This is a genomic window from Lentilactobacillus otakiensis DSM 19908 = JCM 15040, from assembly GCF_001434145.1.
Classification (GTDB): domain Bacteria; phylum Bacillota; class Bacilli; order Lactobacillales; family Lactobacillaceae; genus Lentilactobacillus; species Lentilactobacillus otakiensis.
The window spans coordinates 1-3,232 of the sequence record NZ_AZED01000015.1 but is presented as its reverse complement, the minus strand read 5'-3'; the positions used below and the strand labels follow the sequence as shown (position 1 = coordinate 3,232).

Below are 3,232 nucleotides of genomic sequence, written 5' to 3'. Positions count from 1 at the left end.
TTTTTTGAAATTGTATGTAATATAATTTCAACCGAGAACACCGCGTTATTTTGAGTTTGTTAACTAGAAAAAAATCGCAAATACTCAATTAACTTTGCATCACGTAGTGATGTACAGGTTAAGTTAAAAAGGGCGCATGGTGAATGCCTTGGCACTAGAAGCCGATGAAGGACGGGACTAACACCGATATGCTTCGGGGAGCTGTACGTAAGCTTTGATCCGGAGATTTCCGAATGGGGAAACCCAGCAGTTTTAATCAGCTGTTACTATATGGTGAATTCATAGCTGTATAGAGGTAGACGTGGGGAACTGAAACATCTCAGTACCCACAGGAGCAGAAAGAAATTTTCGATTCCCTAAGTAGCGGCGAGCGAACGGGGAACAGCCCAAACCAATGAGCTTGCTCATTGGGGTTGTAGGACTGAACATTTGAGTTACCAAAGTTGTTGATAATCGAACAATCTGGGAAGGTTGGCGAAACAGGGTGATAGCCCCGTAGGTGAAATCAATGACCCTCAGTTCAGGATCCTGAGTACGGCGACACACGTGAAACGTCGTCGGAATCCGGGAGGACCATCTCCCAAGGCTAAATACTCTCTAGTGACCGATAGTGAACCAGTACCGTGAGGGAAAGGTGAAAAGCACCCCGGAAGGGGAGTGAAATAGTTCCTGAAACCATGTGCCTACAAGCAGTTAGAGCCCGTTAATGGGTGATAGCGTGCCTCTTGTAGAATGAACCGGCGAGTTACGGTAACATGCAAGGTTAAGGTTTAAAAGCCGGAGCCGCAGCGAAAGCGAGTCTGAAATGGGCGTTTAAGTATGTTGCTGTAGACCCGAAACCAGGTGATCTACCCATGTCCAGGGTGAAGGTGCGGTAAAACGCACTGGAGGCCCGAACCCGTGTACGTTGAAAAGTGCTGGGATGAGGTGTGGGTAGCGGTGAAATTCCAAACGAACTTGGAGATAGCTGGTTCTCTCCGAAATAGCTTTAGGGCTAGCCTCGGACGTAGAATCATGGAGGTAGAGCCACTGTTTGGATGAGGGGCCCGTCATGGGTTACTAAGTTCAGATAAACTCCGAATACCATTGATTTTTATCCGGGAGTCAGACGGTGAGTGATAAGATCCATCGTCAAAAGGGGAACAGCCCAGACCACCAGTTAAGGTCCCTAAATATATGCTAAGTGGAAAAGGATGTGGAGTTGCATAGACAACTAGGATGTTGGCTCAGAAGCAGCCATCATTTAAAGAGTGCGTAATAGCTCACTAGTCGAGTGATTCCGCGCCGAAAATTTACCGGGGCTAAGCATATTACCGAGACTGTGGACTTGACCATTAGGTCAAGTGATAGGAGAGCGTTCTAAGGGCAACGAAGCCAGACCGGAAGGACTGGTGGAGCGCTTAGAAGTGAGAATGCCGGTATGAGTAGCGAAAGATCAGTGAGAATCTGATCCACCGAATGACTAAGGTTTCCTGGGGAAGGCTCGTCCTCCCAGGGTTAGTCGGGACCTAAGCCGAGGCCGAAAGGCGTAGGCGATGGATAACAGGTTGAGATTCCTGTACTAGTTGATTATGTTTGAGCGATGGAGGGACGCAGGAGGCTAAGTTGTGCATCCAGCTGGAAACGGATGTTTAAGCCACGAGTCAGTCAAAGAGTTAAATGCTTTTTGGCGGGTTGACAAGTGGTGATGAGGACCGAAATTTAAGTAGGGAAGCAACCAACGTCACACTGCCGAGAAAAGCTTCTAGTGAGTAATCAACTACCCGTACCGCAAACCGACACAGGTAGTCGAGGAGAGAATCCTCAGGTGAGCGAGTGAACTCTCGTTAAGGAACTCGGCAAAATGACCCCGTAACTTCGGGAGAAGGGGTGCTGTGCGCAAGCACAGCCGCAGTGAAAAGGCCCAGGCGACTGTTTATCAAAAACACAGGTTTCTGCAAAATCGTAAGATGACGTATAGGGGCTGACGCCTGCCCGGTGCTGGAAGGTTAAGTGGATGAGTTAGCTTCGGCGAAGCCCAGAAATGAAGCCCCAGTAAACGGCGGCCGTAACTATAACGGTCCTAAGGTAGCGAAATTCCTTGTCGGGTAAGTTCCGACCCGCACGAAAGGCGTAACGATCTGGGCACTGTCTCAACGAGAGACTCGGTGAAATTAAGATACCTGTGAAGAAGCAGGTTACCCGCGACAGGACGGAAAGACCCCATGGAGCTTTACTGTAGCTTGATATTGGGTGTTGACACAGCTTGTACAGGATAGGTAGGAGCCATTGAGGCCGGAACGCTAGTTTCGGCAGAGGCGTTGGTGGGATACTACCCTCGCTGTGTGAACACTCTAACCCGCGCCACTTAGCGTGGCGGGAGACAGTGTCAGGTAGGCAGTTTGACTGGGGCGGTCGCCTCCCAAACAGTAACGGAGGCGCCCAAAGGTTCCCTCAGAATGGTTGGAAATCATTCAACGAGTGTAAAGGCAGAAGGGAGCTTGACTGCGAGACAGACAGGTCGAGCAGGGACGAAAGTCGGGCTTAGTGATCCGGTGGTACCGTATGGAAGGGCCATCGCTCAACGGATAAAAGCTACCCTGGGGATAACAGGCTTATCTCCCCCAAGAGTCCACATCGACGGGGAGGTTTGGCACCTCGATGTCGGCTCATCGCATCCTGGGGCTGTAGTCGGTCCCAAGGGTTGGGCTGTTCGCCCATTAAAGCGGTACGCGAGCTGGGTTCAGAACGTCGTGAGACAGTTCGGTCCCTATCCGTCGCGGGCGTAGGAAATTTGAGAGGAGCTGTCCTTAGTACGAGAGGACCGGGATGGACATACCGCTGGTGTACCAGTTGCGCCGCCAGGCGCACCGCTGGGTAGCTACGTATGGATGAGATAAACGCTGAAAGCATCTAAGTGTGAAACTCACCTCAAGATGAGATTTCCCATTCCTATATGGAAGTAAGACCCCTGAGAGATGATCAGGTAGATAGGTTGGAAGTGGAAGTGCAGTGATGTACGGAGCGGACCAATACTAATCGGTCGAGGACTTAACCAAGTAGAAATGGTGTTCAAGGTACAGAAGATTAATATTAGCTAGTTTTGAGAGAACGAAGTTCTTTCAAGGAAAAATAGTGTGGTGGCGATAGCCAGAAGGATACACCTGTTCCCATGCCGAACACAGAAGTTAAGCTTCTGCACGCCAAGAGTAGTTGGGGGATCGCCCCCTGCGAGGGTAGGACGTTGCCACGC

Annotated in this window: 2 rRNA genes; both read left to right on the top strand. The window is 50.2% G+C overall.

The features are described 5' to 3' along the window. Window positions 1–116: 116 nt before the first annotated feature. Window positions 117–3,038, top strand: a 23S ribosomal RNA gene (locus FD05_RS10715). 77 nt (window positions 3,039–3,115) lie between these two features. Further along, window positions 3,116–3,232: ribosomal RNA gene (rrf, locus tag FD05_RS10710) — 5S ribosomal RNA — on the top strand.